23 protein-coding genes are annotated in these 26,153 nt (G+C 45.7%); 8 read left to right on the top strand and 15 right to left on the bottom strand.

The window, feature by feature from the left end:
* Nucleotides 1–245: 245 nt before the first annotated feature.
* On the bottom strand, nt 246–1,196 hold the full coding sequence (tal, locus tag ACFOEE_RS12815; RefSeq protein WP_377124851.1) for a transaldolase: 951 nt from the start codon (nt 1,194–1,196) through the stop codon (nt 246–248).
* A 262-nt stretch (nt 1,197–1,458) separates the two neighbouring features.
* Here tal and yaaA point away from each other — a divergent pair, with 262 nt between their 5' ends.
* The 3 genes from yaaA to ACFOEE_RS12800 are packed head-to-tail and all read left to right on the top strand — an operon-like array spanning nt 1,459 to nt 3,741.
* Nucleotides 1,459–2,238: a peroxide stress protein YaaA gene (yaaA, locus tag ACFOEE_RS12810; RefSeq protein ID WP_377124849.1), complete on the top strand. Its 780-nt coding sequence runs from the start codon at nt 1,459–1,461 to the stop codon at nt 2,236–2,238.
* A gap of 22 nt (nt 2,239–2,260) precedes the next feature.
* Nucleotides 2,261–2,527, top strand: coding sequence for a hypothetical protein (locus tag ACFOEE_RS12805; RefSeq protein WP_377124847.1), 267 nt, complete (start codon nt 2,261–2,263; stop codon nt 2,525–2,527).
* A 32-nt stretch (nt 2,528–2,559) separates the two neighbouring features.
* Complete coding sequence (locus ACFOEE_RS12800; protein WP_377124845.1) at nt 2,560–3,741, top strand: MFS transporter; 1,182 nt, start codon at nt 2,560–2,562, stop codon at nt 3,739–3,741.
* A gap of 49 nt (nt 3,742–3,790) precedes the next feature.
* Here the strand turns inward: ACFOEE_RS12800 and ACFOEE_RS12795 are convergent, their stop codons facing one another.
* From ACFOEE_RS12795 to srmB, 4 genes are all read right to left on the bottom strand, one after another.
* Nucleotides 3,791–5,746: an alpha/beta hydrolase family protein gene (locus ACFOEE_RS12795; RefSeq protein ID WP_377124843.1), complete on the bottom strand. Its 1,956-nt coding sequence runs from the start codon at nt 5,744–5,746 to the stop codon at nt 3,791–3,793.
* Nucleotides 5,747–5,918: 172 nt separating this feature from the next.
* On the bottom strand, nt 5,919–7,904 hold the full coding sequence (locus tag ACFOEE_RS12790) for a flavohemoglobin expression-modulating QEGLA motif protein (protein ID WP_377124841.1): 1,986 nt from the start codon (nt 7,902–7,904) through the stop codon (nt 5,919–5,921).
* Nucleotides 7,885–8,934: a glutathione synthase gene (gene gshB, locus ACFOEE_RS12785; protein ID WP_377124839.1), complete on the bottom strand. Its 1,050-nt coding sequence runs from the start codon at nt 8,932–8,934 to the stop codon at nt 7,885–7,887. The genes ACFOEE_RS12790 and gshB overlap by 20 nt, the downstream gene beginning before the upstream one ends.
* A gap of 137 nt (nt 8,935–9,071) precedes the next feature.
* Nucleotides 9,072–10,298 carry an ATP-dependent RNA helicase SrmB gene (gene srmB, locus ACFOEE_RS12780; RefSeq protein ID WP_377124837.1) on the bottom strand — a complete coding sequence of 409 codons (1,227 nt, stop codon included), beginning with the start codon at nt 10,296–10,298 and terminating at the stop codon, nt 9,072–9,074.
* Between the two features lie 68 nt (nt 10,299–10,366).
* On the opposite strand from srmB, the gene ACFOEE_RS12775 reads away from it, so the two are divergent.
* The gene (locus ACFOEE_RS12775; RefSeq protein WP_377124835.1) at nt 10,367–11,071 is read left to right on the top strand and encodes a tRNA1(Val) (adenine(37)-N6)-methyltransferase; all 705 of its coding nucleotides are present in this window, start codon (nt 10,367–10,369) and stop codon (nt 11,069–11,071) included.
* 64 nt (nt 11,072–11,135) lie between these two features.
* On the opposite strand, the gene ACFOEE_RS12770 is transcribed toward ACFOEE_RS12775, so the two are convergent.
* Together ACFOEE_RS12770 and ACFOEE_RS12765 are read right to left on the bottom strand one after the other, a co-directional pair.
* Entirely contained in the window at nt 11,136–11,594 is a 459-nt protein-coding gene (locus ACFOEE_RS12770) for a methylglyoxal synthase (RefSeq protein ID WP_377124833.1), read from the bottom strand.
* Nucleotides 11,595–11,600: 6 nt separating this feature from the next.
* The gene (locus tag ACFOEE_RS12765; protein ID WP_377124831.1) at nt 11,601–12,236 is read right to left on the bottom strand and encodes a LysE family translocator; all 636 of its coding nucleotides are present in this window, start codon (nt 12,234–12,236) and stop codon (nt 11,601–11,603) included.
* 293 nt (nt 12,237–12,529) lie between these two features.
* On the opposite strand from ACFOEE_RS12765, the gene ACFOEE_RS12760 reads away from it, so the two are divergent.
* Nucleotides 12,530–13,141 carry a glutathione S-transferase family protein gene (locus ACFOEE_RS12760; RefSeq protein ID WP_377124829.1) on the top strand — a complete coding sequence of 204 codons (612 nt, stop codon included), beginning with the start codon at nt 12,530–12,532 and terminating at the stop codon, nt 13,139–13,141.
* A gap of 63 nt (nt 13,142–13,204) precedes the next feature.
* Here the strand turns inward: ACFOEE_RS12760 and ACFOEE_RS12755 are convergent, their stop codons facing one another.
* A complete protein-coding gene (locus ACFOEE_RS12755; RefSeq protein ID WP_377124827.1) occupies nt 13,205–15,037 on the bottom strand; it encodes a S8 family serine peptidase in 1,833 nt (610 codons plus the stop codon).
* Nucleotides 15,038–15,311: 274 nt separating this feature from the next.
* Nucleotides 15,312–16,505 carry a multidrug effflux MFS transporter gene (locus ACFOEE_RS12750; RefSeq protein WP_377124825.1) on the bottom strand — a complete coding sequence of 398 codons (1,194 nt, stop codon included), beginning with the start codon at nt 16,503–16,505 and terminating at the stop codon, nt 15,312–15,314.
* 174 nt (nt 16,506–16,679) lie between these two features.
* On the opposite strand from ACFOEE_RS12750, the gene ACFOEE_RS12745 reads away from it, so the two are divergent.
* From ACFOEE_RS12745 to ACFOEE_RS12735, 3 genes are all read left to right on the top strand, one after another.
* Nucleotides 16,680–17,150: a hotdog fold domain-containing protein gene (locus ACFOEE_RS12745; RefSeq protein ID WP_377124823.1), complete on the top strand. Its 471-nt coding sequence runs from the start codon at nt 16,680–16,682 to the stop codon at nt 17,148–17,150.
* Nucleotides 17,151–18,051: 901 nt separating this feature from the next.
* The gene (locus tag ACFOEE_RS12740) at nt 18,052–18,282 is read left to right on the top strand and encodes a hypothetical protein (protein WP_377124821.1); all 231 of its coding nucleotides are present in this window, start codon (nt 18,052–18,054) and stop codon (nt 18,280–18,282) included.
* A gap of 117 nt (nt 18,283–18,399) precedes the next feature.
* Nucleotides 18,400–18,582 (top strand): hypothetical protein, encoded by a 183-nt coding sequence (locus tag ACFOEE_RS12735; protein WP_377124819.1) that lies wholly within the window; start codon nt 18,400–18,402, stop codon nt 18,580–18,582.
* Here ACFOEE_RS12735 and ACFOEE_RS12730 read toward each other — a convergent pair.
* The 6 genes from ACFOEE_RS12730 to ACFOEE_RS12705 form a co-directional block, all read right to left on the bottom strand.
* Nucleotides 18,568–18,945, bottom strand: coding sequence for a bactofilin family protein (locus tag ACFOEE_RS12730; RefSeq protein WP_377124817.1), 378 nt, complete (start codon nt 18,943–18,945; stop codon nt 18,568–18,570). The genes ACFOEE_RS12735 and ACFOEE_RS12730 overlap by 15 nt on opposite strands.
* Nucleotides 18,935–20,224 carry a peptidoglycan DD-metalloendopeptidase family protein gene (locus tag ACFOEE_RS12725; protein WP_377124815.1) on the bottom strand — a complete coding sequence of 430 codons (1,290 nt, stop codon included), beginning with the start codon at nt 20,222–20,224 and terminating at the stop codon, nt 18,935–18,937. The genes ACFOEE_RS12730 and ACFOEE_RS12725 overlap by 11 nt, the downstream gene beginning before the upstream one ends.
* A 122-nt stretch (nt 20,225–20,346) precedes the next feature.
* The gene (gene fahA / locus ACFOEE_RS12720) at nt 20,347–21,660 is read right to left on the bottom strand and encodes a fumarylacetoacetase (RefSeq protein WP_377124813.1); all 1,314 of its coding nucleotides are present in this window, start codon (nt 21,658–21,660) and stop codon (nt 20,347–20,349) included.
* Between the two features lie 141 nt (nt 21,661–21,801).
* On the bottom strand, nt 21,802–22,848 hold the full coding sequence (hppD, locus tag ACFOEE_RS12715) for a 4-hydroxyphenylpyruvate dioxygenase (RefSeq protein WP_377124811.1): 1,047 nt from the start codon (nt 22,846–22,848) through the stop codon (nt 21,802–21,804).
* Nucleotides 22,849–23,263: 415 nt separating this feature from the next.
* Entirely contained in the window at nt 23,264–24,697 is a 1,434-nt protein-coding gene (locus ACFOEE_RS12710) for a peptide MFS transporter (protein ID WP_377124809.1), read from the bottom strand.
* A gap of 232 nt (nt 24,698–24,929) precedes the next feature.
* Nucleotides 24,930–26,147, bottom strand: a complete 1,218-nt coding sequence (locus tag ACFOEE_RS12705; protein ID WP_377124807.1) for a DUF642 domain-containing protein — start codon at nt 26,145–26,147, stop codon at nt 24,930–24,932.
* Nucleotides 26,148–26,153: the final 6 nt, after the last annotated feature.

Genomic DNA, 26,153 nt, shown 5'->3' with positions numbered 1-26,153 from the left:
GATTGACCTCAAAACGCGAACACCCACGTTGACCTTTTGCGCTTTTTCCACGCGCATTCAGGTAAGGTTGGTATATCACAGACAGCTCAAAAATAAAACACAAATATTTCAATCTGGTTAAAAGCCTGTGATGGTTTGATGAAGCTCAAGTTAGCAAAAGAAATTCAGTAGAAACAAAAACGCCACCTGAGGCGGTGGCGTGTTAATGACAAAGCGATGTAGTCGCGATGACAATCGTATGACGATTATAGCGCGCTAAAACGTTTTTCTAAGGTCTCTTGCGCCTCAGCAAAAGCACGGATCCCTTCGGCTAATTTCTCTGTAGCCATGGCGTCTTGGTTATGCAACCAACGGAACTCGGCCTCAGTTAATGCCGCAGGTTTGGCTGTGACTGTATAGTTATTTTCGAGCAGATACTCTTCTGCAGCAGGCATGCTGGCTAGCTCTTCTAACAGTGCAGGGCTGATGGTGAGCTTATCGCAACCCGTTAACGCTAAGATCTCGCCCACATTACGGAAGCTTGCACCCATGACCACGGTTTTGTATCCGTGACGTTTATAGAAGTCGTAAATGCTACGCACTGACTGCACACCTGGATCTTGCAGCGGATCGCTTGGCTTTGTCATACCTTTCGCGACATGCCAATCAAGAATACGACCAACGAATGGCGAGATCAGGAACACATTGGCATCGGCACAGGCACGCGCTTGTGCATCGCTAAATAGTAGTGTCAGGTTACATTTGATGCCTTCTTGCTCGAGCACTTCAGCGGCTTTAATGCCTTCCCAAGTTGAGGCAATTTTGATCAAGATTTTATCTTTACTTACGCCTTCTTGTTGGTAAAGCGCGAGCAAAGTTTTTGCTTTGGCTATGGTTGCTGCGGTATCAAAAGACAAACGTGCGTCTACTTCGGTTGAGATATAACCAGGCACACTGTCAGCAATTTCTTTACCTATTAATACTGCAAAATAGTCGCAAGCCAGCTCTAACTGCTGCTTCGCATCGCTGTGCGTTGCTTTGGCAAACTGCCATGCTTTAGCTAAAAAGTGTTGATAGGCTGGTGTTTCTGCCGCTTTTAATAATAACGATGGGTTAGTGGTCGCATCTTCCGGTTGTAATTTACGGATAGCGTCAATGTCGCCGGTGTCAGCAACAATTGATGAATATTGTTTTAGCCTGTCTAATGCAGATGTCATGGCTGTCCTCATTCCTATGTTTTGCTGGCTCGATGATGATGTGAGCTTTGAGCCAACAGCAAGCTTATTGTCCTTATGTTGCAATACCGTGACCATGGCGCATAGGTCAAATGTCCTATCTTGCTTTTTTCTAACGAAATTATCGCTACTGTTGCGGGCCACAAGTGTATTGTTGTTATAAGGGCGGGAAAACAAAGCGTGATTTTCGCTTCATTTAATGTTGAAATTGACACTAAATAATATTGAAGTCAATAGGCTAGCTATGATCACAGTGATCTCTCCCGCGAAAAATCTCGATTATCAAACCCAAGCACCGCTGAGCGACTTTTCTCAGCCTGAGCTGTTGGACCACAGTGCCGAACTCATTGCTGTTTGCCGTGAACTATCAGTGCAACAGCTGGCTAGTTTGATGAAGCTGAGTGATAAATTAGCGGCGCTCAATGTTGCCCGTTTTACACAGTGGTCTTTGCCTTTTAACCGTGAAAATGCCAAGCAAGCTATTTACGCCTTTAATGGTGATGTTTATGGTGGTTTTGATGCGTACAACGCGCCACAGCAAACGATTGCATATGCTCAGCAACATTTACGCATCTTGTCCGGTCTTTATGGGGTACTCAAACCGCTCGACTTAATGCAGGCTTATCGTTTGGAAATGGGGACCAGTTTAGATAATCCGCGTGGCAAAAGTTTATATGCTTTTTGGGGGCGTATTATTGCGGACAAATTAAATGAAGCATTAGCGGCGACTAACAGTAAAGTGTTAGTGAATCTCGCTTCGAATGAATATTTTAAAGCGGTAGATAAAAAAGCCTTGCAAGGCGAGATTATCACGCCGATTTTTAAGGATCAGAAGAACGGTCAATATAAAGTTATCAGCTTTTATGCCAAAAAAGCCCGTGGTTTGATGGCAAGGTACATTATGGATAAGCAAATTGACAATGTCGCTGAGCTGTTAAAGTTTAGTGTTGCCGGGTATTACTACAGTGCTGAAGCCACGAAGAAAAGCAGTGAACCGGTATTTTTAAGAGCAGAGCAAAAATAATAAGTAATATAAGGAATAAAGGATGAAAAAAGGCGTGATTAGCTTAGCTATCAGCTCAGTGTTGTTGGCTGGGTGTAACTTGACCACGTCAACCACAAGCTCGACCAAGCAAGGACAAGAAAATCAATATTGTGACCGCGACCAAACTAGCTGCACCAAACAGTGCCGCGAGGATCATAAAAACCCTGACAGTCTTCTGCAAAACTGTTTACAGCAATGTCAGATCAATAGCCCGCAATGCGAAACTGACAGTAAACCCGGCAGTTGGGAAGTGAGAGCGGGCTGGTAGCTACACTAAGTAAGTAAAAGAAGGAAAAGGCGGTGAATAAAAATGTGCTGTTACTAGCGTGCTGTCAGGGTCTTATCACCACAGGAAACATTTTATTGGTGACGATTAGCGCGCTGGTAGGGCAATTACTTAGCCCATCGACCAGCCTCACTACTTTTCCTGTTGCGGCGCAAATGTTTGGTTTGCTGCTCGCAACCATTCCAGCGTCACTTATCATGGCTAAAATTGGCCGGAAGAAAGGCTTTAGCTTAGGTAATTTAATTGGCATCAGCGGCACTGTGTTAGGTTATGTCGTACTTATGCTTTCGCACTTTTGGTTATTCAGTGTTGCTACCTTTTTGATTGGGGTCGGTATAGGATTTGCTACTTTATATCGCTTTGCTGCAATTGAAGCCAGTGATAACCCCGCAACCGCGATTTCTACTGTGATGGCCAGTGGCGTGATTGCGGCTATCTTAGGGCCCAATCTTGCGGTTTGGGTGAACACTCACTATCCAAGCCTTAACTATGCCAATGTTTTTATCGCCTTAAGCTGCTTGTATGTATTGGCATTACTGCTATTGCAAGTAGTGAAATTTGCTGAGGTGCAAGCCACTGCAGTTAAATCCGGCGGCCGTAGTGTGTGGCAAATTGCGACGCAACCACAGTTTTATACCGCGGTCTTAGTCGCTATGGTGAGTTATACCGTCATGAACTTACTCATGACGGCCACCCCACTGGCTATGCACCGCCATGGCTTCGCACTGGCTGATTCGGCGCTGGTGATTGAATGGCATGTGCTTGGCATGTTTGTGCCATCGTTCTTTACCGCTAAACTTATTAATCGTTTTGGGCAGATCACTGTCGTTTGTGCTGGTATCGCTTTGATGTTGCTGTGTGTGCTGACTAATCTTTATGGCACCAGCCATGCGCACTTTTTAGTGGCGCTGACGCTACTTGGCGTAGGCTGGAACTTTATGTTCATTACTGCCACGCAAATGGTGAGCAGCACCTATCAGCCGAGTGAGCGGGGTAAAGCACAGGCAACCAATGAGTTTCTGGTGTTTAGTATGGTTGCGCTATCGTCACTCGGTGCGGGTTGGCTAGAAGGCACAATCGGCTGGCAAAATATTAACTGGTATACCTTGCCCATCTTGTTGCTGCTACTTTTTATACTCGTTTGGCAATGGCGGGCTAAGCGCATGCAAGTACAGCCTATCAGTGCGTTGAAGTAAAAAAGGCGCTAAGCGCCTTTTTATACAAAAACGAGTGCTAATTTGTGTTTTATTCGTCTTTGAGGTGTTTATCTAAGAAGTTGAGCACTTGGATGTAGTAATTGCCACGAATTTGCTCATTATAAAATCCATGGCCTTCTTTGGCCTCTACCAATGACTCATATGGCTTTCCCGCTTTATCCAGCGCTTTGGTTAAAGCTTCATAATGCTCAACGGGTGCGCGCTGATCTTTTTCACCATGGGCTAAAAACAAGGGGATGTTAAGTTTTTCAACATGATTAACCGGAGAATAAGCAGCAAGTTCAGCTTCGTCGCGGCCAATCACTTCCTCTAAATACGCCTTACCGGTACGCATTCTTGGGATATCCCCTTCGTTGTACATCATAGCCAAGTCATATACTCCAACATTCGCCACTGCACATTGATACAAATCTGGGTTTAAAATTGGATTCATAATTGCACTGTAACCCCCAAAGCTCGCACCCATAATGCAAATATGGTCTTTACTGACGCCTTTGTTTTTGATGGTCCACGCCACTGCTTCACTGATATCGCGTTGAATAGCATTACCCCATTGGCGATACCCAGCTTCTTCAAAACTTTGGCCAAACCCACCTGAACCACGATAGTTCACGCGTAGCACGTTGTAACCATGTTGTGAGAGTAAATGGACTTCCGGGTCAAATGACCAAGTGTCTCTTATGCCGTGAGGTCCACCGTGGACTAACACTACCATTTTTTGTTTTTTACCAGCTAAGTCTTGGCGCGCTGGGGTAAAGTAGCTTTGTACAGTAAGCTTATCTGATGTGGTAAAAGTAAAGGATTCAGTTTGAGCCAGCGGTAACTGCTTGGTTGCAGCGCGGAAAGTATAGAGCTCGCGGATGGTATTTTTCTTGGTGTTGTAAAGGTATAACACACCATCGGAAATGTCAGAGCCTATCAAAACCAATACTTGGGAGCCATCTTCAGTGCGGTTAAAAATGGTGACTTCTTCACCGGGGAAAGTCGCGATTAAGTCTTTGAGTAGCTGCGCCTCAGGATGCTTGTTATCAATCACAATATAGGTTGGGGTTGGTGAGGCTAACGTCAGCGCAATTACCTGATTGGTGTCTGAGCTATATACCGCGCTTGCCACATCATATTCGCTGTCAGTGAATACCTCAGCTAACGTGCTGGTTTGAGTATCAAGTTTGTAAAGGCCGCTCTTGTCTTTTGTTGTGCGTGCCAATACCCAAACATAGCGGTTGTCATCAGTGACTGCGAGCGGGTTCATCTCAGGGAGAGTGTTTAGCTCTTGCCAGCTATTGTTGTCAGCTTTATAGAGATAAGTGCGAATGTTGTTGAGTTTATCTCGACCAGATACCAGTAAAGGCTCTTTGTTATTGTCGAGAATAAACTGGCCATGTGGGATCGGTGCCTTTTTGCCAAAGCCTCGTTGAGCTCCGGTTTTGACGTTAACTTTGATAAGTTCAGGCAAAGCACTTAAATCAGTGCTCCATGGCGTAGAAGACAGCAAAATGTAGTCGCTATCCTCATATAAGGGGTCGACCAATTCTCCCCAACCTTCAGTGCTTTGGGCTTTTTTGATCCGTGAGCCGGTTTGCATTTCCCCTGCGCGAGCGCCATAAATCAGCTTACCGCGTTTGCCGTTGTAATCGAATGCGTAGTATTCACCATAAGTGACTGGGGCACTTAACCAGCCGCGTTTTTCCATCACTTGGCTGACTAAGCGGTTGTCATTAGCCCAAAAAAACGGCCCCATGGTCGATGGACCACCTAGTTTGGTGCTAGAAACAGACTTTAACTCAGGCAGACTAAGCACACCAATGGCGGTTTCGTCCTGATAATTGAAAGCGAGAGCAAGAAATTTACCATCGGGTGACAGTTTCGCCATTTTCATGGTTTCACTGTGGCTGAAAATCTCTACCAATTTGGGGTCGGCAGGCACTGCAAAAGCACTACTAGAAGCCAGTGACGCAGCAAGCAATAATTTAGACCATTCCATTTTAATAATCCGTTTTGTATTTGGATTAGGAATACTAGCAAGAGTTAATATATTGTCAATTGTGTGTTTTATGGGGACTGTGTAGCGTATTGATTTAGCGTAATAATCAGCAAAGAGAAATGTTGGAATAAGTTTTATGCTGCATCCTGATTATAGATGCAGCTAAGTCGGATTATTTAATTGATTGGATAAGGTAGCTTAATACCGCCGGTTGCACCCTAGGATCTTGACTGGTATCGGGCAAGTATTTCGGTTTTTGTAGCACTCCTTGCTCGACTAAAGTGTCAAGCGTGTCAAGTAAAGCTAAGCCGGTTTTACCTAGATATAAATTATCTAAACGACGGTTACTCGCAAGTTTAACTATATCCCTAAAACCCCTGAGATAGAGAAAATCTTTGGTAAATCCACCGCCACGGAACACCCGGGTTGTTAGCGCAAATGCCTCACTGGTAGTGATAAAAGGTGCTGCATCAAGATATTGGAACACCTGCGCAAAGCTTTCGCCTTTCAGCATCATATCAATCGCAATAACACGTAATGCCAATACTTTAAGGCGGGTGAGATTGAGATTGCCACTGCACAATTCGCGATAAATAGCTAAACCTTCTTGGGTATAGGTGTTACCGGGGAACCCCAAATGTAGCACTTTTAAAGGTTGCGCCTCGGCATTAAGAGTGGTGAGCAAGTGCACACCTATCTCATGCTCGATTAACGCGTCGATATCAAGCTGAGAAAACATCGCTGAACTATTGATAAGTAACAGTTTTTTGCTGTTATCTACCATAGCTTTTGAGACAATCTTAGTTGATAAACTGGCTTTACAGGGGATCTGTAAACGTTCAATAGCAGCGTTAAAGTGCAGCAGTGCGGTTTTGGCATCGATATTTTTTGGCGGGAGCGGCTCAGTTTCTAGCGCATGGAGCAAAAATGTCGCATTGGCAATGTCGGTACTACTGGGTTCACCGTAATAGCGCAGCGAGTTATAAAGGAACTGTTCGCGGCCAATTTGGGTGATAAGTTCAATCTTAGTCGCGTAGTTATCAATGACTTTACGATAGAGATCTTTTACCACAGGGTCGGACAATTGACTGACCGGCAAGCGATATAAACGTTCTTTAAATTCGTACGGGTCAATTTTCAGCGGGCGATAACTAAAATTGGGTTGATAATCACGACGTGCAAAAAAACGACGCTTCTCTTGCGCGATATTAATCGGGTTGACGTAATGTAAGGTATCGAGGTTTTTTGCCAAGCGATACAGTTGGCTGTCGAGCTCTAACAGGTTTGGATCAAGGCGGCTCTCGGTTGGCTTACGCGGCTTACGCTTAGGTGTGTAGGAATGCACAAATAAGCGCGCTGTTTTGGTCATTGCAATATGCAAGTTGCGCTGCAGCTTTTCAAATACCAGCGGGAATAGCTCATCACTACGCTCATCCATAAACACTTTTTTCAGTTCAGTGGCAAGCACTAAGGTGTTGCTAAAATGGCTTTGAATATAATTGGCTTGATAACCTAAGCCTTGAAATACGGTATTTTCAGCACAATCGACAGCAATATTAGCAACCGCTTTGCCACTAATGGCCTTTTTAAAGCCATCAATAATGGGGCGCCAGCGCAAAGTATCAACTTGCGCAGTGCCTAAGTTAACCACAGGTGCGTAATGATGATGGCGAATTTGCCAGTTGTAGCTATGAATATCAAACAGTAAGCAGGCACCAAATAAGGTTTCAAGGCGTTCTAGCAGCATATGTAGCACTCGATAGTACTGCGCGTGTTTTGCTAGTGCTGGCGCTTTGAGCGCATCGCTTAATGGCTGTTGCCACACGGTTTGGCCCCATGCGGTATCATAGATACACGCATCCGGTGCGCGATTTAAGTCATACTCATAGCGGGAATCACGTGCCACCAAACGGATCGGCATGGCTTCAATAAAGGCATCGGTATAAGGATCTTCTTCCTTATAACGGTCGTCGGCGCTGAGCGCAAAATAAGCATCCAACTCAGCGCGAGTGCGATGCCCTGCATGTACTGCGGTCGCAACATAAGGCACGTATTCACGAATGCTTAAGTAAAATCCACCGTCAGCGACTATGCCTTCAATGGGGCGCTGTGCCGCGAGCGCGGCTGCGATATCCTGCTCAGTGAGGTGTGTGTGCATCTTCAATGGCCTGCCGGAATTGGTGTTTACGACTGCTGATCACTTCTTTTGCTTGGACTACACTTTCAACAAAATCAATCACCTGAACTTGCAACTTGGTGCGATTAAGACGGTTAATCCGCGAAATACCACCAGGGCTCAATACGTTCACTTCAATCAGTTTGCCGCCAATCACATCGATACCGACAAAATACAGCCCATCGCGCACCAATTTAGGGCCGATTTGCGCGCACAGCGCGCGTTCTTGAGCACTGAGTTTATGCTTTACGACTTTACCGCCGGCGTGCACGTTGGCCCGTACTTCATTGCTGGCTGGAACCCGTTTCATGGCGCCAATGGGCTCTCCGTTGAGCATGAGGATGCGCACATCGCCAAGCTCGGCACCTTCAACGTACTCTTGCAAAATCACATAGTTACTACCGCGTCCTGCCTCATCCCCGCCAATATAAAATTCCAACAGTGAACGAAAACTTTGTTTAGCACGTTTTTCCACCACAATCACGCCACGACCACCGAACCCATCGAGCGGCTTTAAGATCATTTTATCGCCGGGCGACTCGTCAAAAATGCGCTCTAAATAGTCTTTGTTTTTAGAAACGTGTGTGGCTGGGATAAATTCTTTGGCAGTGCCCTGAAATGAGGCGGTGTAGATTTTGTTATTCGCGATCCGTAAGCCATCAATGTCGTTAACGATAAAAGTATCACCGCGAACTGAATCAAGGAAATTCATTGCCAGTGGATCTAAAGGTGGATTGGCGCGCATAAAAATCGCATCAAAGCCCGCTAATGGCAATTGCACACGGCGAAACTCAGCTTTGTTGTAAAAGCTCACCATGTTATCTGGGATTTTATTGCCCGTGACGAATACGTCACAGAAACCCATCGCAACACTGTCTCGGATCGTAAGGTTATTGATGGTGGTGATAGCGACGGTATGGCCGCGTGATACCGACTCATGGATAAGTCGAATGGTGCTGTCCGTATCGGGCTCAACGCGCTCCCACGGATACATAATAAAGCAAATCTTCACGTCTAACGCCTTATTGTTGCTGGCAATTATTGGGCTGGACTATAACCCTATTTGGAGTGGGTTACTCACGCGAATTTTTTATCGTAAAGATAAAGGATAGAAATAGAAAAGCCCCATACGGGGCTTTTGCAGGATGATTATTTCTTGCTGGCCTTTTTACGGGCCTTTTTCTTCGCTTTAATTTTAGCAGGATCTTTCTTTTTCTTCGGTAGCGTCGCTTCTTTGTGCTGCGGCTCTAAACCCTCAATGACACGGCGTTTGAGCTTTTGTTCGGTGTAACGCTCAATCTTACCAAGCACGGCCATATCATGAGCTTCAACCAAAGAAATCGCCGTGCCTTTTTTCCCTGCGCGGCCAGTACGGCCAATACGGTGAACATAGACATCGGCAGTGCGTGGCAAGTCAAAGTTAATAACGTGGGTGATGTCAGCAACATCAATACCGCGCGCCGCTACGTCGGTTGCGATAAGAATATTGGTGCGACCACTGTGGAAGTTTTCCATCGCCGTCATGCGCTTGTCTTGTGGCATTTCGCCACGCAGCCAAGTGGTGCGAATACCTAACGACGTTAACTCACCGACGAGTTTTTCTAAACGCTCACGGGTTTTCACAAATACGATGGCTTTTTGTACTTCTTCTTGCTTTAGCAAGTTATCCAATAAAGCCAGTTTGTGCTGGTAATGATCCGCAAGGTGGACCCATTGATGGATCTTACCTTTTTCTTTACGCGATGAGTCCGCTTCTAACAGTGCTGGGTCGTTAAGAATACGCTCAGCAAAAAGCTCGACGCTGTCGCCTTCTAATGTGGCAGAAAACAAGAAGCACTGGCGGCGGTTGCGCGCTTCGTCACAGATCTTAAGCATTTCTTTACGAAAGCCCATGTCGAGCATACGGTCTGCTTCATCAAGGATCAGCAGCTCAACGTTTTCAGCGTGGAAGTTTTCAGTTTCAAGATATTCCATTAATCGGCCGGGGGTGGCGATAAGAATATCGTTGTTTTTTTCAAAAATTTCTTTGTGGCTACCATAATTGATCCCACCCGTTACCACTCCGATTTTTAAATAGGTGTTGGCGGCAAGCAATTCGCACTGCTCGTGGATTTGGTAGGCCAGTTCGCGGGTAGGTGTCATAATTAACACGCGCGCAAAACCTGGATCTTTACGCGGAAAATCAAGTAAATACTGAATAGCCGGGATCAAAAACGCGGCAGTCTTACCGGTTCCTGTTGGTGCCGAAGCAAGAATATCGCGCCCACGCAACGCTTCTGGAATCGCCAGTTGTTGAATGCTGGTGGCGGTTTTAAAACCCATTTTGTTCACGGCTGCCAATAGCTTGGCATCAAGATCGAATTCAGTAAATTGCATAAAGCATCAAAAATAAAGGACAATAGGCGTAATTATACGCGCGATAGAGGGGGAGGAAAAGGCGTTTCATGTCATGCTTTCAATTTAAACAGTTTAAAATCGAGCAAGCGCATGCCGCGATGAAGGTCTCGACTGACGGGATCTTACTCGGGGCATGGGCAAGTATTGGCTCCGCCAAGCGAGCGCTCGATATTGGTACGGGCACAGGTTTGTTGGCGTTAATGCTTAAACAGCGCCAACCTGAGTTGCACATTACCGCAGTGGAGCTAGAGGCTGGGGCGATTCAAGATGCTGAGGTGAACTTTGCTAATAGTGGTTGGCAAGATTTGTTGTTAGTGCCAAGCGCAGTGCAAATGCTGCAAGTGGATAAGCCCTTTGACTTGGTGATAAGTAATCCGCCGTATTTTAATGACAGCTTAAAAAGCCCAGCTTTGGCTCGCACCACCGCGCGCCATACGGATAGTTTAAGCTTTTCGGAGCTAATCGAAGCATTTGTCGCCCATAGTCACAGCTTATCACGCTTAGCGCTGATATTACCTTGTCATGAAGCTCAGATTTTTATCAATCGCGCTGCGGAGGTCGGCTTGTCGTTAAAGCGCCATTGCTTAGTGCATAGTAAGCCAGATAAACCAGCTTCTCGTAGCCTTATGGAGTTTGCCTGGGTAGCGGGCGTAATGATGCAAGAGTCTTTGACTATTCATACCGAGACGGGCCAGTACAGCGATGAGTTTATCGCCTTATGTAAAGCATTTTATCTAAAAATGTCGGATTAGCAGTTCCATTTTCTGGTACTGCAGCGGTGGTAAAATAGGCAAGCAAGCGCTTGCCTATTTTCGTTTAGCCCATACGAGTGGCGAGATACTTATCGTAATCAGGTAAATGGCGGTCGATTTCTTTGTCCATTAACTGGCTTGATAGCAACATATCTGCGGTTGCTTCATTACACGCCACCGGAATATTCCAAACCGCTGCTAAACGTAATAAGGCTTTTACATCGGGATCATGGGGTTGCGACGCTAATGGGTCCCAAAAGAAGATCAACATATGAATTTCATGCTCAGCTATCTTGGCACCAATTTGCTGGTCACCCCCCATAGGACCACTGAGTAGTTTGTGTACAGTTAAACCTGTATCTCGTTCAATAACGTGGCCTGTAGTGCCAGTCGCGTACAGGGTGTGCTGCTCTAAGATAGCCTGATGCGCTTGGCACCAAGCGCGCAGTGCGGCTTTTTTGCCATCATGGGCAACCAGTGCAATATGCTTACTGGCTGGTATTGGTTGCACTTTTGTTTCCATTTCAAGTTACCACATTAAGTTAATCGCCAAGGCGATAAATATAACCCCAGATACGCGGTCAATCCAAATTGGCGCCTGTGGGTGGCGGCGAAAATAGCCTGCAATTTTGTCGCCGCCAAGCACATACATACAATCAATCGGAAAGGCAAAAATGGGATAGAGTAAACCGAACAAGGCAAGTTGTAAGGTGGTTGAAGTCTCTAGTGTCGGGTCAACAAACTGCGGAATAAAAGCAATGAAAAACAGTGCGACCTTAGGATTGAGCACTTCTGTCATCATGGCTTGAAACGTCACATTACCCGACTTTTTGGTACTAACATGGGGTTTGTCAGCACTATCTATATGGGTTTTTAGGGTTGCGTATAAAGTAGTGATACCAAGGTAGCATAAATATGCGGCACCTAAATATTGCACTACGGCATACGCTGTAGGGGAGGCTTTGAGAATGGCAGATAAACCCAGTACTGCAAACACGGTATGTACTACACCACCCAAGGCAAATCCAAGCGCACTTTGCATGCCCGCAGTTTTACCGTTAGTGAAAGTTTGCGCCATTAAAAAGGCATTGGAAGGGCCAGGCGCGACTGCAATCACAAAACTGGCAACTAAAAACGACACGACATATTCAGGGTTTAATAACATCAGCACACCGACAGTTATTCTTGTTATTACGCTGAGTCTAACCACAACTGCGGCAGATGAAAACTGAATTTCATTCTGTACCTTAGCCGCGGTTAGCCAAATAGGGATATTTAGTGTGAAGGTGACTTTTCTAAGCCATTTTGTTGTAAAAATAAGTACTACACTCTTGTTTTAACGAACTGATTGTTTTTGAACGTCTATTCAAAAAAGTTTAAAAAGAGCTTGTCAGGTAAGCGGTTAGAAGCGTAATTTAAGCAGCGACACAGTCATCTACGCAAAGAGGAGCGAAGGACATGGCAAATTATAAAGTAACGTATTTTGATGTTAACGGTGGACGTGCCGAGCCGATTCGATTGGCGCTATTTATTGGCGGTATCGCGTTTGAAGATGAGCGTTTTGGCTATGCTGAATTTCCTGAAGTGAAAAAACGTATGCCGTTGGCACAAGTGCCAGTATTGACCTTGGACGGTCAACAAATTACTCAATCTAGCGCGATATTGCGTTACGTGGGACGCTTAGCTGAGTTGTATCCACAAGATGCGTATCAGGCTTTACTTTGTGATGAAATCATCGACTCTATTGAAGACGTGACAGGGCGCATTGTGATGACTTTTGGTCTGCAGGGTGATGCACTAAAAGAAGCGCGCGGTAAGTTGGTCGACAATTATTTATTGCCACATTTACAGTGGCTAACTCAGAAGCTCGAAGGCAAAACATTTTTTGTTGAAGAGCGACTCACCATTGCCGATCTCAAAACCTTGGCACATTTAAGTTGGCTAAATAGTGGTTTACTTGATCATATTGATAAAACGTTAGTCGCGGAACATGCCCCAGTAGTACAACAATATGTGATGCGACTGCAGCAACATCCACAGATAGTTAAGTATTATCAACAACGCGCTTAATGTGAGTTAGGTCAAAACAAAAAAACAAAGCGGGCTTCAAGCCCGCTTAGTGATTGGTTGGGTTTAGAACACCACAGTTTGGTTGGCTGAGCAGGCAGTGGTTGAGCCTTGTTCACATACTTGATAGATATAGGTACCAGATACCTTACCTAAGCTGTCTGTGTGGCTATTATCGTTTGCTGTCGTGACAATTTTGTTACCGTTGCGATAAATATCCACGCTGCTAGTGGCAGCGCCTTGCCAGCTTAAATCAGCATAAGCAGAGCCACGTGTTTTATAGCCAGACGCGGAAAGATTAATGCTTGCGCCGCCTGTGTCACCACCACCATTATTGTCGCCAGCACAACCATTGGCGGTTAAGTAAGCATGCGCATCTGCAGCTTTAACAATACCGTAACCGAAGTACACATCTTTGCCTGCAGCACCTGCATCTTGTGCGGTTGCTTTTAATGCCGCACGGATCTCAGTGCCAGTACACTCAGGGAAGTTTGACCATACCAATGCCGCAATACCTGATACTGCAGGTGTTGCCATCGACGTACCACTCATAAAGCCGTAATCGCTGGTACCGATATTTATGTTAGCTGAGCTTGCAGCCAGCAGTGCTGCGCGGTCTTCAAGGGCTGCACCTACCGCAGGAATGCTAGTGCTATTGGTATCGCCTAAAGTGCCATAAAGCATACCCGCTTCGTTATTGACGATAATCGCACCGATACCGCCGGATGCTTCACAATTAGCAACTTTATCGTGGAAAGAGATATTACCACGGTCAATCAAACAGACTTTACCGCTTGCCGCAGCGTTAGTTGCTTCAGCTGTGCCCATGAAAAACAGTGAACCTGTGACATTGCCTGAATTTTCCATTGCAGAAGAGGCGAAGAAAGCGCCATCAGCAGTAAGGTTAGATGAAGTTGCCATATCTGCTGGGTAAGTTGACAGTGTATCTACACCGCCTGCAGTCACTTCAACACAGATGGTTTCGTCGTCTTTGACGTTTTTACCTCTGCCAGTAGTACAGCTTGGGAATTGTGAGAAATCCGCAATGTTGTTATCTGCATCATTTGCACCCACCATCATTACTGATGGGTAACCCGCAGGATAAGAGCGCACGTTGTTACCGTCGTTACCTGCCGCAGCCACGACTAAACCACCTGCAGCGGTAAAGTTTGCAAATGCGTTAGATTCAGTGCTGTTAGCACCACCACCACCTAAACTCATGCTGATGATATTGGCACCTGCTTGGCTACATAGGTTGGCAGCATGTGCTAAATCTGAAGAGTAACCCCAGCCCTCAGCATTAAATACTTTGATGATGTGCATTGCCACGCCAGGCGCCATACCAACTACACCAACATTATTATCTGCAGCGCCGATAGTACCTGCAACGTGAGTGCCGTGTGGACCGCCGTGTGCGTACCAGTTGCCGGTGCCAGCGTCGTTATCGCCGGTGATATTACCCCAAATAAAATCAGGGTTAGATGCATCTAAACCTGAGTCTATCACACACACTTTCATACCCGCGTTGGCATCAAAAGTGACTTGATTGGCTTGTGATTGATAGACTGCGTAAGGAGTTACTTGTTGCGTCATTGGGTTGCCCGCGTCATCATTGTAGATGCCCATGGCATGGCGTTTGAAATCTTCTTCAACCAGTTTTACGTGTGGGTTGTTAAGTAAACCTTTCACCTGATCTAGGCTTTTACCAGCAAAAGTTGCTGCGATGAAACCATTGCCATCAACATGTAGCTCTGCGCCAAGTTGTTTAGCGAGTGCCTTAACAATACCTTTGCCATTATTGTCTACTTGAATGATGTAGCGGTTATCGTCTGCCAGAGCTTGACCTGAAAGGCATGCGCCAGCCAATAGTAATGCTGAAGTGAATTTGTTTAATTTCATTATTTTATTATCTCTTAACAAATTGTGCGTGAGTATCTGGTGATTAACCTGAGTTACATCAAATTAACCTTGCGACAGGGTGACGGATTTATACGACGAAGTAAAGGTGAGATTGTTGTTCTTATCGGTATTATTGAGAGTTTTTTGTTCTATTTGTATAAATAAAATGTATTAGGGGAAGTCTATACGTTTCCTTGTTTTTCAATGAGGTACATTAATCTAACTGGATGTTATTTATGTTCAAGGACCTTTAGAGGGTCCTTAAATCGAGAGGTTAGCCTGAGCAATGTGGGTGCAATTGTTGTGATTTTCGTGATAGTAGGGCGAGTGAAAATGGCGCCAACGCGAAAAAGTGCACGGCGATTTGTACAGGTGCAGAGAGTGCTAAGGTTTGTGAGGCAAGTGCGAGTACACCCGCGCCGCTCATCTGCATCACCCCTATCAACGCTGAAGCTGTACCTGCTTGCTTAGCAAATGGCGCCAGCGCTTTGCCCGCCGCTGAACCTAAACTGAGTGCAAACCCCAACGAGGCAATAAACATAGGTAGCATTAAGGCGACAGGAGCTGTGACCGAGCGAGTGAGCATTAGCAGCACTGCAGCGAGGACAAACAGTGCTAAACCGCAGCGCAACGCCTGTTGACTATTGCGCTTGATAAAACGCGGAGCGATAAAACTGGCGACAATACTGACCACGGCATTAGCGGTAAACCAAGCGGTAAATTCGCTCATATCACGCTCGAGGTGGCTCATGATCCAACCTGGGGCTGTGGTCACAAATACCAAAATGCCAGACATGCCAAGCATAGTGATAGCGGCGTTAAACATAAATTGAGGGTGGCCCAACATTGGCGTAAAACGGCGTAAGTCGAGCAAATGGCCACTATAATGAGTGTCTGCCGGACGTGTTTCACGGTAAAACGCGAGGATGACCAATAAGCCCAGTACGGCAAATAAGGTTAAGAACAAGAAGTTTGCACGCCAGCCGAAGGCTTGGGTCAGCCATGCGCCAAAAATCGGTGCCAAGGCGGGAATAAAACAGACGATACCATTGAGGTAAGTGATCATCGCGCCGCTACGTTTACTATCAAAACTGTCACGGACAATCGCAAAGCAACTAACAAATGTCGCGCAGGCACCCAGCCCTTGGAGCACTCGTGCCAGCATCAGCACAGACCATTGTTCGGCAATGGCCGCTAACACGCCACCAATACCATATAAGATTATTCCACTCAGTGCCACAGGCTTGCGGCCAAAACGGTCTGCAAGAGGTCCTGCGAGCAATTGTCCTAGCCCCACAGAGAGCATAAATACCGCAACGGTTTGTTGGATATGCGCTTCAGTCACGTTAAGGCTTTGCGCCATAACCATAAAAGCAGGTAGATATAAGTCAATTGCCAAAGGGCAGAAGATCACGAGAAAGATTAAAATAAGCCAAGTTTTAAACGGTGAAGTGGGGCGCGTGGTCATAACTACTCCTAGATCAGGGCTGCTATTTTAACGGCGAAAATAAAAATAGACAGGACTAAGAGCCGCTTGGCGCGATATCAGTCGCAGTAGGGTGTGAGTTGGTCGTATTTTCGGCGTATTTACAACAACTGGTCTGATGTGTAATCTGAAGGCTAACACATTGGGAGCGTCAGAATGAGTGGGCAATTACTAAAAATTTATCAGCGCTTAAGCTGGTTACCTTTTGGAAACTGGTTGTTTTCTAAAGCAATTTGTTTCAAGGCGCCTTATTTTGCGACCATTAAACCTTATGTTACAGAGCTACAACCGGGCTGTTGTCGGGCTATTTTGCCAAATCGCCGGCGGGTTCATAATCATATCGGTACGGTGCATGCGATAGCTCAATGTAACCTAGCCGAGCTTTGTGCTGGTGTGATGTTGGATGCGACCTTACCAAGCAAAACCCATCGCTGGATCCCAAGAGGTATGCAGGTGCAATATCTGCAAAAAGCCACCAGTGATTTAAGTGCCATTGCAAGCATCAATGTGCCCGCCGAGTGGCAGGATAAAAGCGATTTAATTGTGCCAGTAGATATTTTTGATAAAGATGGCAACTTAGTCTTTCATGCCGATGTCACTATGTATATTACGGCAAAGAAGTCATAATTTAATAACGGTTGCGCACTGCTGTGGAGCAGTAACAAGTCTGATACTTAATGTTAGTTCAGAGCGAGAAGGTCTAGGATGAACAATAGCCGCTTGCTGTGAAACGCTTGTGCGCCAAAAGCCAACCTATTGATGAGCATTTTTTACCTTAAAAGGTTGAAGTGCTCTCATCCATTTTAACCTGATTTTCCCAGCATCAATATCAATAATGATGGACGACATTGTTTTAATTGTCATTGTTTTAATTGAATCAGAGGTTCAAACCACATAGCTAAGAGAAGCGCAACCACCGCCTTTATCGAGTTGAGCCTGTCAAATCTGTGGGGATGGGTGACTGAGTCTAAAATGGCTGTTCACAGCACAAAGACACAACCAAGACGACCCTCAGGCTGATATACGACTGAGTTAGCAGCACAAACGAGCTGCCGAACCTCAATAAGTTAACCTAATGTAAATAATCGGGAGGGGATGTGCTGCGCGGCTTAAAAAAGGTTGCTTAAAGCCCCTGAATTGGCTGTAATGAAATCATAAAAACGACTGAGCGATGCTAGGAAGCGCAAAGTAAGGTAACGGATTGGGCAAACCAATTACCCCTTAAGCTTAAAAAGCAAATACCCATAGTATAAACTACACCAAGCTAAGTGCAGGTATTGCCCCAGTTCAACAAGGGATTATGTGATACAAACAACGTATCCTATAAAAACTAAAAGTTTTAGGCTTCACAAGAAAAGGAAAAATAAGTGGAAGAACTCATTGTTCAAATCATTCTCGTAGCGGTGCTGCTGCTATATCCAACATGGCGCATATGCGGGAAGGCTGGCCTTAACCCAGCTATCAGTCTCACCATACTGATACCCGGCCTAGGTGTTCTCGTTTGTGCGCTAATTTTGGCGCTTTCAAAATGGAATATTCAGCCAAAGGGAGGCAACTAATCATGGGCATCGGTGGCATCAGTATTTGGCAACTATTAATAATTTTGATCATTGTTTTAATTCCACTACTCCTGTTCAGGCCAATTGCAAAAAAGGCGGGTTATTCCGGATGGTGGGCATTAATAATGCTTGTTCCTATTGTAAACCTCATCATAGTTTGGGTGTTCGCGTTTGCCAAATGGCCAGCAGAAAAAGCTTAACACATACGAGCCTTATCTGACTCAATAGGTAATACCATTCTTTTGGCCGCGTTAGCGGCCTGTTTATTGCCCATTTGCAAGATAGATTGCTTCATCTGTTATCATGGTTGCCAAGCGATGGCTTGCAACAAACATATATCGGGGCTCTCTTATCTCACCCTCAATGAGCGTCTGTGGATTTCAGTATCCTTACTGACAGCAGGGGCCTCAGCAGGCGCACCAGACATTTATTGGTTAACCTCAGGTGTTGGTTTAGGTGAATTGGGTAGCGGCTGGAATATTGGTTTAAGCTTCCTGTGACTTTTCTTTTAATGGCGTTACAGATGCAACTTGATGTTTGTGCGTTAAGCTGCCTTCTACAATCGCGCCAGCTTCCATACTTAACGTATCGTGGATCACATCACCACGGACTTTAGCGGATTTTTCAATGGTCACTTGCTCTGCATTGATGGTGCCTTCCACCATACCTTTGATGAGCACAGTAGACGCATTGATCTCGCCATTAATTTTACCGCCTTCACCAACCACTAAACGGGCGGCTTGGATTGTGCCATCGACTTGACCATCAACCTGTAATTCACCAGCGCACTGAATATTACCCGTGACTTGCATGCCTTCGGCAATAAATGAAAATAAACTATCGGGCTTTTTCTTACTGAACACTACTTAACGCCTTTGTGAGTTTAATTGGATTGATCTGCTTATCATTATGCAGTACTTCATAGTGCAAATGCGTGCTAGTGCTGCGACCTGTGCTCCCCATCAGGGCAATCACATCTTGTTTTTTAACGGTTTGGCCTTTTTCAACGGCTATGGTGTGCAAGTGGCCAAAGCGGGTTTTAACTCCATTAGCATGCTCAAGTTCAATAAAATTGCCATAGCCACCATTACGACCAGCGCGCACTACCACACCATCGGCTGGGGCGAAAATACGTGTTTTGTGCCAGCCCGCTAAATCAACACCTTTGTGAAAAGCGCGTTGACCTGTAAGGGGATCTTTACGTAAACCATAAGCGCTAGAAATATAATAATCTTCAGCGGGTAGGGAATCAGGTAAGTTGGCAAGCACTTGTTCAAGTTGATTTAACCGCACTAGGCTATCAGCCAACGAGAGGTAATCTTTACTGAGCGCATCGTCAGCCACTTGGTGGAGTGGACCACCTTGGCCTTCGGCAGAATTAAGTGGTGCTAGGGCGGCGATAAGACCGGCTTCGGAGAAACTCGCTTTGAGTGCAAGTTGACGTAGGTCAATTGCCTGTTGCAGGCGTTGTACCAGTAATTCGAGTTGGCTATTGAGCACCGAGGCTTGTGCCGCAAACGGCACATTGCTGCCTGTTTTGGCGGGCGCCTGACTTTGCGATTCGTTGACCACGCTCGGAGGTGGTGTTGGTTCTGCTTTTGTTGCAGTTTGCGGGGCTGTTACTGCTACCGCTGGGTTTTGTTGTGCTGCCGTGGTGGTTGCAGCTAATGGCTCTGATGTTTCATCCGAACTATGAATATCGGGCAGACCTTCGTCACTGTGTTCTTCTATATTGTCGTTGCTACCATCGAGATTAGCACTGAGTTCACCGTTACCACTTAGGCCTTGAGTTAAACTGGTGGGCAGTGAATCAACGACTTCTTGGAGCAAAATTTGTTTTTGTTGCAGTGCTGCGAGTTGTTGCTGTTGTTGTTCAAGTTGTGCGGTGAGACGGCGCTTTTCTGCCTGCCAAGATTGCGCATTAGTTTGCCCAACCTCAGTCAGTGAGAAGATAGTTGATTGGCGCTCATAATAGCCTTGCGTGACAATAGCGAGCCAGATAGCCAGCGCAATAACGAGCGCCAGCACCAAAATTTGCGCGAAACGACCGATTTGCCAAGTCGAAACTTGACCATTACGGCGGATCAGCACCTGTTTTGGTTGGCAACAGCGTTGTAGAAAGCGCTTGAATTGGTTCGTCATATTATCGTCATTACTGCAAAGATCGCTCTAATTTAGCAATTTTTCGCTAAAAGGCCAGCAAAAAAATCAAACAAAAAGGGGTGAAATTTCACCCCTTTGTTTTATAAATGAAATTTACAAGGTTATTGAGCCGCTAAAATAGTAGATTCAACGCGTCCAAAACCAATACGGGCAAAGCCCGGCTTTTCACACCAGCCACGCATAATGACGTTGTCACCATCGGCTAGGAAAGTACGTGTTTCACCGTTATTAAGGGTGATAGCCTCTTTGCCGCCACGGGTTAATTCTAGTAGTGAACCGGCTTCTTCGTGGCTTGGTCCTGACTGCGTACCTGAGCCAAGCATATCGCCAGGTTGTAGGTTACAACCATTCACTGTGTGGTGGGCAACCATTTGTGCAACAGTCCAGTAAGAGTGTTTAAAGCTAGATTGTGATACCACACTGGCACTTTCACCTTTAGCACGCATTTGCTCAGTCTCAATTGCAACATCCATAATAATGTCGTAAGCGCCAAGCTCACGGTTGTGTGCTGAGTCAAGATAAGCCAGCGGCTGTGGATCTGCCGCGTCACGTTGCCAAGTCTGACGGTACGGCGCTAATGCTTCGTTGCTAACAATCCAAGGCGATACAGTAGAGGCGAAGTTTTTCGCAAGGAATGGACCAAGCGGCTGATACTCCCAAGCTTGTAAATCACGCGCTGACCAATCGTTAAAGAGGCTAAAGCCAAACACATGCTCATCGCTGTCATCCAAAGCGATGGCATTACCTAGGGCATTGCCTTTACCGATGTAAATGGCCACTTCTAGTTCATAATCTAAGCGTTTACATGGTCCAAAGCTCGGTACTTCGGCGTCAGGCGCTTTCGTTTGACCTTTTGGTCGCGGAAAGGTTTGACCTGATACACCAATTGACGAAGCGCGGCCATGGTAACCAATTGGCACCCACTTGTAGTTTGGCAATAATGGGTTGTCCGGACGGAATAAACGCCCAACTGCTGTGGCGTGATAAATTGACGTATAAAAATCGGTGTAATCGCCGATGGTACACGGCATATCGTATTCAACCTCAGCTTGCGCCACTAACGCGCTTTCTAGCTGAGATTGCGCTGTTGCACCAACACGGAGCGCTTGTGACAATGCCAAACGTAGTGCAGACCAATGCGCTTTACCTAGGCCCATAAAAGTATTGAGCTTAGATTGCGCCGCTGCAACGACTGCTTCTTGCGCTAAACCGGTGAACAATTGTTGATTGGCAACCACGGCCAAATCTAGCACTTGATCGCCAATCGCAACGCCACCGCGGAACGCTTCTTGCGAACCTTTACGGCGAAAAATAGCAAATGGTAAGTTTTGAATTGGGAAATCAGTTTTACCGTCGTTCGCGCTGGCAACCCAGCTGCGTAAGTTAACGTCGTGAGTTTCGTTAATAAAAGACATGATAATTCCTTGAAGCGTTGCCGTGGCGCTATTGTGGCACATTCGCAGCACACTGCAAATGTGCTGCATGGTAAGTTTCAACCAGGCAACAGAAAATACAAAAAGCAGCACGCCAAGGTGCTGCTTTTTCAGTCATGATAATTAAATGACGCCGCGACGCTCTTGGTCACGTTCAATCGATTCAAATAGCGCTTGGAAGTTACCTTCACCGAAGCCACCATCATCAACGCGTTGGATCATCTCGATAAAGATTGGACCAAACAGGTTTTTGGTGAAAATTTGCAATAGGTAGCAATTTTCTTTCTGACTATCGACAAGGATTTGGTGCTGTCTGATCTTTTCGCGGTCTTCTTTAACCCAAGGTACACGGTCGAAAATCGTATCATAGTAGTGATCAACGATATCTAAAGTTTGGATGCAAGAGCGATCTAGTTTGTCTAACGAACCCACTAAGTCATTAGTCAAAAATGCCAAATGCTGGACGCCCGGGCCGTTGTACTCGTTTAAGTACTCATCGATTTGGTTGTTGTTATTGTCTTTACCTTCGTTAATTGGAATGCTGAAGGTACCGCATGGTGATTTTAGTGCATAAGACAGTAGCGCGGTTTTTTGACCTTTGATATCGAAGTAGCGTACTTCTGTAAAACCAAACACGTTTTTATAGAAGTTAGCCCACGTTTCCATGGTGCCTTTGAATACGTTGTTGGTTAAATGGTCAATGCGTAAAAAGCCTTTGTCAGCAACGCGGTTTTGCTCGGCTAAATCTTCAAAGTCAGTATCAAAGATTGAGCCTTTATCGCCAAACACATCGATGAAATAAATTAGGCTGTCACCGATACCGTAAATGGCTGGGTAAGGTAAATCTTTGTGGGTTGCATCCGTTGCTGGTTTTGCGCCACGCTCAACGGCAGTGGCAAACGCTTTAGCCGCGTCCTCGACACGCCAGCCCATAGAGCAAATTGCTGGACCATGTGACTTGGCAAACTCAGCAGAAAAGCCGGTGCGCTCGTTGTTCAAAAGGAAGTGGATATCGTTCTGGTTGTAATAAGAGATATCTTTGCCTTTGAATTTCTTCAATTTAGAAAAGCCAAAGTCAGTGAAGACTTTGTGCATATAGTCTGTGTCTGGCGTTGCGTACTCGGTAAACTCAATACCGACTAAACCTAATGGATTATTCACTTCACTCATTGTCTTTCTCCCGCAATTTAAGCACTGCGATGTGTTATTTCATGATGACTTGATCATCTTGCAAATAGCGAAAAAGAGGAAGATGAGAGCGTGAAATGAGGGTTTTGAAAATGTAAATTTAGTTGCACAAGCAACCAATTTTTTGCCACAAAATGACTCACTTGCTGCAAAGCTCATTTTTAGGTTGGGGCTTGACAGAGATTTCTCGTTTTAGCGTTACTGTTCAGCGAGGAACTTAACCCTATTGTTATGAAATATATCAAATTTTTAATTTTATCTGGTTGTGCAGTGCTGGCGAGTGAGTGAGTCGAGAGAAGGTGAAAATTGTGCTAAAACGCTTAAGTTGTAAACTTTGATATACAAAAAAGGGGTAACCTCAGTTACCCCCTCTGCTAAGCGCTCTAAAGTCATGCTGTTATTGTTTTACAGCTGTCACTTCTAGCTCTTCAGCAAGCATATGTTCTTGGGTATGCGGCTGCGTATTGCCTTCTGCGCCGTGCATCCAATCAACTAAGCGGTCGCTTAGGAAGTACATCAAGCCAGCAGAGATAAGTGCAGTAGCACCCAGACCAATGAAAATACCCATGGCGTTTTCCATTGCGGCTTCACCTTCACCAATGAACGAGCCAACAAAGCCCGCAATTTTATTTGCTACCGCGGTACATAGGAACCAGAAGCCCATTAGCATAGATGCTAAACGTAGTGGGGCTAGTTTACTCACCATAGATAAACCGATTGGCGATAAGCACAGTTCACCTAAAGTGTGGAATAGATAAAACAGCACCAACCACATCATGCTGATCTGCATCTGGTCGCCTTGGCCACCTTCAGTGATAAGCGCTAGCATCATAGTTAAGAAACCCAGTGCCAAGAATACCAGCGCGATTGCGAACTTCACCGGTGAGTTAGGTTCACGGTTGTCCATCTTAAGCCATACCATAGCCACAACTGGTGCAAATACGATGATGAAAATTGAGTTTAGTGATTGGAACCACGAGGCTGGCACTTCAAAGCCGAGCAACATGCGGTTGGTGTAGTCGTTAGCAAAGAGGTTCATCAAACCTCCGGCTTGCTCAAAGCCCATCCAGAAGATGATACTGAACACGCTCATCGCCGCGATAACTTTGACGCGGTCACGTTCTACTTTGGTAAGTGGCTCTTTAGTGTTACTTTCAGAGCGAGCTTGCGATAATTTGGCAGCTGGAACGCGACCAATATCACCTAAGTACTTCTGACTTAGAGACATTTGTAGCACTACAGAGATTATCATACCGATACCAGCGGTAATAAAGCCAGCTTGCCAGCCCATGACTGCAGCAGCATAACCCGCCACTAATGGACCTAATGCGCCACCTAAGTTGATACCCATATAGAAAATCGTGAAGGCACCGTCACGGCGTTTATCACCTTCGCTATAGAGGTCGCCAACCATAGTAGAAATGTTTGGTTTGAATAGACCGTTACCACAGCACAGTAACGCTAAACCCAAATAGAATACGTTTTCTTCTTGGCCCGCGAGCACGCTGTGTGGGATACCCATAATAAAATGACCCGCGGCCATCAAGAAGCCACCAATGATAATGGCTTTACGCTGCCCCAATACGTTATCGGCTAGCCAACCACCTATCAAAGGAGTGATGTAGACGGCCATGGTAAAAGTACCATATAGGCTTAACGCGTCTGCGTTTGACCAGCCGAAACCACCATCTTGGCTTAACGCTACCAGATACAGTACTAAAATGGCACGCATGCCGTAATAGCCAAAGCGTTCCCACATTTCTGTGCCGAACAGCAGGAACAATCCTTTAGGATGACCTAAAAAATCGCCTGTCTTGGGTAATGAACTCATAGACTCTTCCTAACTAGTTAATCGTTTGGCCATTGTTGTATTTGTCGTCTTGAACGGGTGGCCAATTTTCCGTATTCGTCCACAGTTTGTGGCGAATTTTTCTATAAAAGCACATCAGTATACCCAGTCGAAGCCTAATGGGGAAGCCTTACCAGCACTTGGATTTGGCTGTACCGGGAAATAAAAAAGCCAGTTTTTAAACTGGCTTTTGCTGCTTGAATTTAGCTTAAGATTACAGGCATTGTTCGCCTGAGAAGGTCAAGTCATTGATATGACGAGGGCCTTCCATCACAAATGTGGCTTCAGCAGTTTGTGGGTTAAGCTGGTAAAGTTTGGCATTTTCGCCACTGTTACGACCAGACACATACATTTCACCACTGTCGGTAATTGCAAGGCCAGACGCCCAGTTAATACCATGTTCGCCAATCTTAGTCAGTTCCATGCTACCTGTTGCTAGCGTATATAGCGCTTGACCAGTAAGTACATAAAGTACGTTACCATCGGCTGAGTAGGCGATATCACCATGCTCAAAGCTGTCACCGGCATAACTTAATTTGCCCAGTACAGTTTTAGCGCCAGTTTGCAAATCAAAGTCGTACATATAAGTCTGGCTCGTTGCACGCAGTGCTTGGCCATCGTCACGCACCGCTGAGCGATAAATCGGATAGGAGTTGGTCGCCACAACTTGGCTTTGGCTGCTGGTGCGTAAATCGTAGCGCCAAATTGTTGAATCGCGATTGCTGCTATTGGTTTGCTCCATAAAGAACAAGTTGCCATTTGCAGCAGCGATATTGGACGCGGTATTGGTCAGATTTGCCAACATAGTAGATTCACCCGTGGCAGGGTCCAAGTGATAAACATAACCTTCGACTGGGTCGCCGAAATTGTTAATCGCAAATAGGCCTGTAGTACAGTTAGGGCGTGACACTTTCTCGACTAACGCTACGTTGTCTATCAAGGCGCCATACGAATCAGATGTACCCATGCCTTTGAACGCCAATTCGCTATCAGCAGAAGTTGCAGTAACTTGCAGTTCGACTTTTTGCCAGCCGCGGGTTGTGGCGTTTAACGCGATGACTTCAGTACCATTCCATGTGACCGAGGCACGGTTAGTGTTGGTGTTATTCACCACTCGGGCTGAGTAATAAAACGTTAAGACATAACTTTTGCCCGCTGTCGTGGCAATGGTTTGTTTGGCAGTGTAATTAGCGGTTGAGTCGAGCTCTAAATATTGATTGCCATCTTGCGCGGCAATGATACCTAATGATGTTTTTTGGATTTCAAATTTAGCGCCTTCACGTTGCCAGCCAGATAACGTGTCAAATAAAGTCCATGTACTAGAAAAACTCGGAGTTTGTTCAAAAGATCCATTTGCGACTAAGTTGGCAGCAAGGCTAGGCGTTGCTGTTACTAACGTTGCTAATGTGATTGATAATAATGAAAACTTCATTGTGAC

The organism is Pseudoalteromonas fenneropenaei (assembly GCF_042643375.1).
GTDB classification, from domain to species: domain Bacteria; phylum Pseudomonadota; class Gammaproteobacteria; order Enterobacterales; family Alteromonadaceae; genus Pseudoalteromonas; species Pseudoalteromonas fenneropenaei.
This window is presented reverse-complemented; position numbering and strand designations above follow the sequence as displayed.